The sequence below is a fragment of the Corallococcus carmarthensis genome, assembly GCF_003611695.1.
Taxonomy (GTDB): domain Bacteria; phylum Myxococcota; class Myxococcia; order Myxococcales; family Myxococcaceae; genus Corallococcus; species Corallococcus carmarthensis.
Genome location: NZ_RAWE01000365.1, coordinates 1 through 5,422, shown reverse-complemented (window position 1 = coordinate 5,422; position 5,422 = coordinate 1). Strand labels below are relative to the sequence as shown.

Genomic DNA, 5,422 nt, shown 5'->3' with positions numbered 1-5,422 from the left:
ACGCTGCCCGGACAGGCCACGCCCTTCGGGGATTTGACGCCGGTGAACCTCCAGGCGGCGGTGACGGAGGTGGGCACGCTGGAGCTGCGGTGCCTGGAGAAGAACGGCTCCGGGCGCTGGAAGCTGGAGCTCAACGTGCGCATGAAGGAGTAGAAGGGGCCCCGCACACCGGAGGCGTATGCGAATCGTCGGCATCGACCTGGGCACCACCCATTGCGCGGTGGCATCCGTGGATCCAGGCAAGGGCGCGGGGGCGCCCGTCGAGGACTTCCCCCTGCCCCAGCTCGTCCGCCAGGGCGAGGTGGCCCCGCGCGCCCTCCTTCCGTCCACCGTCTACGTCCCCGCCGGCCACGAGCTGGCCCCGGAGGTGCTGCGGCTGCCCTGGGGCGACGACGGCGGCCCGTACGTGGTGGGCGAGCTGGCCCGCTGGCAGGGCGCGCGCGTGCCCGGCCGGCTCGTGGCCTCCGCCAAGAGCTGGCTGTGCCACCCGGGCGTGGACCGCTCCGCGCCCATCCTCCCGTGGGGCGCGCCCGCGGACGTGCAGAAGCTGTCCCCGGTGGATGCGTCCGCCCTGCTCCTCACGCACATGGCCCGCGCGTGGGACTACGCCCACCCGGACGAGCCGCTCTCCAAGCAGGAGGTAGTCATCACCGTCCCCGCTTCGTTCGACGAGGCGGCGCGCGCCCTCACGGTGAGCGCGGCGCGCAAGGCGGGGCTGGAGAAGTTCACGCTGCTGGAGGAGCCGCAGGCGGCCTTCTACGACTACACCGCGCGCCACCGCTCCGACCTGGAGCAGACGCTGTCCCAGGTGCGGCTGGTGCTGGTGGTGGACGTGGGCGGCGGCACCACGGACTTCACGCTGGTGCACGCGGGCGTGTCGCCGGAAGGGCCCATGTTGCGGCGGCTGGCGGTGGGTGACCACCTGATGCTGGGCGGCGACAACATGGACGCGGCGCTCGCGCGGCGCATGGAGGAGAAGCTCACCCAGAACGGCAAGCGCCTGTCCGCGACGCAGTGGACGCAGGCCATCCAGGCCGCGCGCACCGCGAAGGAGGAGCTGCTGGGGCGCACGCCGCCGGAGAAATACGGCGTGTCGATCATCGGCGAGGGCAGCCGGCTGTTGGGCGGCACGCTGTCCACGGAGCTGGGCCGCGACGAGGCGCACGCGCTGGTGCTGGACGGCTTCTTCCCCCTGTCCCCTCCCGAGGACCGGCCCCGGCGCTCCGCGCGCATGGCGCTCCAGGAGCTGGGCCTGCCGTACGTGCAGGACCCCGCCGTCACCCGGCACCTGGCGGCCTTCCTCGCGCAGCACGCGGCTGCGGGCTTCGCGGCGCTGGGCGAGACGCCGTCGCACGAAGGCGCCCTGCCCCGTCCGGACGCCATCCTGCTCAACGGCGGCGTCTTCAACTCGCCGCAGATCTCCGCGCGGCTGGTGGACGCGCTGTCCGCGTGGTGGCCGCAGGCACCCCGCATCCCGATGCTCAAGCACGAGTCGCTGGAGCTCGCGGTGGCGCGGGGCGCGGCGTACTACGGGCTGGTGCGGCGCGGGCACGGCCTGCGCATTGGCGGCGGCGCGGCGCGTGCGTACTACGTGGGCCTGCAGCGCGGCGCGGACAGCACGGAGCAGCCCACGCTGTGCCTGATTCCTCGCGGCTTCGAGGAGGGCCAGAAGGTGGACCTGGGCGAGCGCCCCTTCACGCTCACCCTGGGCCGGCCGGTGCAGTTCGCGCTCTACTCCACGACGAGCGACCGCATCGACAAGCCGGGGGACCTGGTGCCGCTGGCGGAGGACCTGAAGCCGCTGCCGCCCATCCACACGCTGCTCAAGGGCGCGGCGGGGAAGGTCACGGAGGTGCCGGTGCACCTGCAGGCCGCGCTCACGGAGATTGGCACGCTGGAGCTGTTCTGCGTGTCGGACGTCGCGGACGAGCGCTGGCGCCTGGAGTTCGAGCTGCGCGGCACTGGCGGCTCGCACGAGCTGACCGTCACCGAGTCCATGCCCGCGCGCTTCGCCGAGGCGAAGGACAACGTGGAGCGCGTCTACGGCAACAAGCCGCTGCCCCTGGGGCCCAAGGACGTGAAGCAGCTGTCGCGCACGCTGGAGAAGGTGCTGGGCCCGCGCGACACGTGGCGCGTGCCGGTGCTGCGCGAGCTGTGGAGCACGCTCTACGCGGGCGCGAGCAAGCGCCGCCGCACGGATGACCACGAGCGCGTCTTCTACAGCCTCACCGGCTTCTGCCTGCGCCCCGGCTTCGGCTATCCGCTGGACGGCTGGCGCGCGGAGCAGACCTTCAGCCTCTTCGACGCGCTGGTGCAGCACCACACGGACAAGGCGGTGTGGACGGAGTTCTGGGTGATGTGGCGCCGCATCGCGGGCGGCCTCACCGAGGCGCAGCAGCAGAAACTGTACGGCTACCTCCAGCCGCACCTCTCCCGGCGCGTGCCGCCGGAAGCCCCCACGCAGGGCGGCAAGCTCAAGGGAATCCAACCGGAGGGGTTGGACGAGATGATCCGCACCGTCGCCTCGCTGGAGCACCTGTCCCCGGGCGACAAGGCGGAGGTGGGCCGGTGGATCGCCGCGCGCCTGAAGGCCGAGTCCCGCTCCGGCGGCCCGTGGGCGTGGGCCCTGGGCCGGCTGGGCGCGCGCGTGCCGCTCTACGGCAGCAGCCACAAGGTCGTGGACGTGGAGACGGCGGAGGCGTGGCTGGAGCTGCTCCTGTCGCTGGACCTGCGCAAGGTGGACGGGGCGCCCTTCGCCGCCGCCCAGCTCGCGCGCCTCACCGGCGACCGCACGCGCGATCTGGATCCGGCGCTGCGCGAGCGCACGGCCCAGGCGCTGGTGGCCGCGAAGGCCGCCGACACCTGGGTGCGGATGGTGCGGGAAGTGGTCGCCCTGGAGGCGGCGGACGAAGCCCGGGCGCTCGGCGACACGCTGCCGGCGGGCCTGCGGCTGTCCTGACGTGAAGCGGACCGTCCCTCTTCGCGGGGGGACGGCGGGCCCTGAGCAGATCCGTCCCGTGCGGGGCGCGAACAGTGCGCGCCCCAGCAGGGCGGATCATCCCGGGCCGTGGATCAGACCGGGGCGGTGACCGTCACGTCGTCCGCAGCCGGCGCGTCAACGAGCGTCGGCGCCACGGGAGCGGCGTCGAGCGGCACGGCGGCGACGACCTGGAACACGGGCTCCGCGGCGGCGACGGGCACCTGGACGGTGGTGGCCTGGGCCTCGTCCTTCTTCGGCTTCTTCGTGCCCGCGCCCGAGCGGCAGCCCCGGCACCACGGCTGGTTGCGGATGGCGCCGTCCGCCATCTTCCGCAGCCCGAACTGCGCCAGCGGCTTGAGCGTCTTGCACTTCAGACACATCAGCGAGATCAGCACCTCGTGGCCGTCAGCGTCGTAGACGGAGGACTTGCGCCGCTTGCGCGGCTGCCCCGGCTCACGCGCCTCTTTCTTCTCGGGCGCAACCGGGACCATCATCGGGGTCACTTTGTAGAGCATCTCTTCTGTCCCTCCCACGCACGGGCTCCAACTTGCTCGCGCTGACTCGGGGCCGCGCCTGCAAGGGATCTCGCGTGCCCTAGAGTAGGGAGGTTTCCCTCCGTTGGAAACTGATCCCAGGCCGAAAATTCGGCCCTGGGCGCCTTCCGCTGATCTTCCGCTGGGTTGCGCCGCGATCCAGCCCCAGCGGATCAGCACGGAGAGAAAATTTCCAACCCCGGGCGCACTTTTTCAGGGGTTCGCGTCAGCGCAGGGCCCCGTCCCCTTCACCAGGTGCACGCGTCCGAGCGCCGGGGGCTTCAGCGCGTTGCCGTGGGCGCGGCCGTACGCGGTGAGCACCTCGCGCAGGTCCTGCCCCTGCAACAGGCTGATACGTTCCCGTGGCAGCGTGGACGTCAGCGGTCCCACCCCGTCACCGCCGCGCAGGAGGAAGTCCGGCACCGCGACCCGGTAGGTTCCCTTCGCCTTCAGCGCCTTGCCTCCCGGCAGCGTCACGCCCTGGAAGCGCTCCGGACCGGGGCACGCGGCCAGCGTCACCTCCAGGCCGGACACCGCGAAGACGCCCTTGCGGCCGCCGTAGGCCAGCGCGAGGAAGCGGCGCAGCTCGTCCGCGCTCAGGTCCAGCACCGCGAGCGTGTTGTCGAAGGGAAGAATCTCGTAGAGCTTCCCGAAGGTGAGCGGCCCCTGCGGCAGGTCCGCCCGGATGCCGCCCGCGTTCATCACCGCCGCGTCGGAGCGGGCCGCCTCCCGCATCGCGTCCGCGATGAGGTTGCCCAGCGCGCTCTCGCCCTCGTAGACCTGGGGCATGCGGGCTTGGGTCTCCACGCCCACCGGGCGGCGCTGCTCCTCCTCCACGCGCGCCTCCGCGGGGGCCACCAGCGCCTCCACGCGGGCGTCCGGCGTCACCGGCTGGCCCAGGAACGTGGCCGGCACCATCCGCACGTCCTTCGCGTCGCGCAGCTTCAGCGGGTCGCAGGACTTCAGCGTGGCATCCACGGCCCCGCACACGGGGATGGCGGCCTGGATGCGCGTGCGCTCGGGCAGCACGCGGTGGGTCACCGGATCCACGAACAGGTCCACCACGCCGAACGAGCGCGCCAGGCCCGTCGTCTCGATGACCGGCACGTCGCCGAAGAAGTGCCCCATGGGCTGGTGCGTGTGGCCCGCCACCACGGCGTCCACCGCGCCCTGGGGCAGCGCGTCCAGCACCGCGTAGATTTCGCCGTCGTCCCGCACGCAGCCGGACGTGTCGTGCGGGTTCGCCAGGTCCGTGCACTTGCCGCCCGCGTGCGCGATGGCGACCACCACCTCCGCGCCCTGCGCGCGCAGCGACTTCGCGGCCTGCTTCGCGGCGCCGGCCAGGGACTCGAACTTCAGGCTGGCGACGTTGGCGGGGTTGGTCGTCTGCGGCGTCTGCAGCGTGGACAGGCCCAGCAGGCCCACCTTCACGCCCTTCACCGTGACGACCGTGGTGCCGTCATTGCCCAGCCACGCTGGGGGGCGGCCGTCCTTCTCGCGCACGTTGGCGGACAGGAAGGGGAACTTCGCCTGCGCCACGCGGGCCTTGAGCGCGCCCAGCGGGTCCTCGTCCGGACGCGTGGCCACCGGCCCCGGGCCGACCGGGCCGTAGTCGAACTCGTGGTTGCCGATGGCGACCGCCGCGTAGCCCAGCAGGTTGTACACGTCGACGACGATGGCGCCCTCGCCCAGGTTGGACGCCAGCGTCCCCTGGAACAGGTCGCCGCCATCCACCAGCAGCACCCCGCCCGGGTTGTCCTCGCGCAGCCGCGCCACGTAGGACGCGAAGAGCGCCGCGCCGCCCTCCTCCACCTTCTGCCCATCCGGCAGCGTGGCGCGGTGGGGCATCACCCAGCCATGGAAGTCGTTGGTGCCCACCAGCGTGAGCCGCACGGGCTCGGCCGGGGCG

General features: G+C 72.7%; 3 protein-coding genes. 1 reads left to right on the top strand and 2 read right to left on the bottom strand.

Annotation, left to right across the window (positions count from 1 at the left end; all coding sequences use genetic code 11):
- Window positions 1-178: 178 nt before the first annotated feature.
- Window positions 179-2,959 carry an Hsp70 family protein gene (locus tag D7X32_RS43005; RefSeq protein ID WP_120608278.1) on the top strand — a complete coding sequence of 927 codons (2,781 nt, stop codon included), beginning with the start codon at window positions 179-181 and terminating at the stop codon, window positions 2,957-2,959.
- Window positions 2,960-3,072: 113 nt separating this feature from the next.
- On the opposite strand, the gene D7X32_RS43000 is transcribed toward D7X32_RS43005, so the two are convergent.
- Together D7X32_RS43000 and D7X32_RS42995 are read right to left on the bottom strand one after the other, a co-directional pair.
- The gene (locus D7X32_RS43000; RefSeq protein WP_120608277.1) at window positions 3,073-3,495 is read right to left on the bottom strand and encodes a hypothetical protein; all 423 of its coding nucleotides are present in this window, start codon (window positions 3,493-3,495) and stop codon (window positions 3,073-3,075) included.
- 231 nt (window positions 3,496-3,726) lie between these two features.
- Window positions 3,727-5,422, bottom strand: a 1,696-nt coding sequence (locus tag D7X32_RS42995) for a bifunctional metallophosphatase/5'-nucleotidase (protein WP_244239498.1), incomplete at its 5' end; no start/stop codon positions are given.

What these genes read in the sequence shown, in the direction of transcription:
- D7X32_RS43005 (WP_120608278.1), top strand. Translation starts at nt 179, where the DNA reads ATGCGAATCGTCGGCATCGACCTGGGCACCACCCATTGCGCGGTGGCA.
- D7X32_RS43000 (WP_120608277.1), bottom strand. Translation starts at nt 3,495, where the DNA reads ATGCTCTACAAAGTGACCCCGATGATGGTCCCGGTTGCGCCCGAGAAG.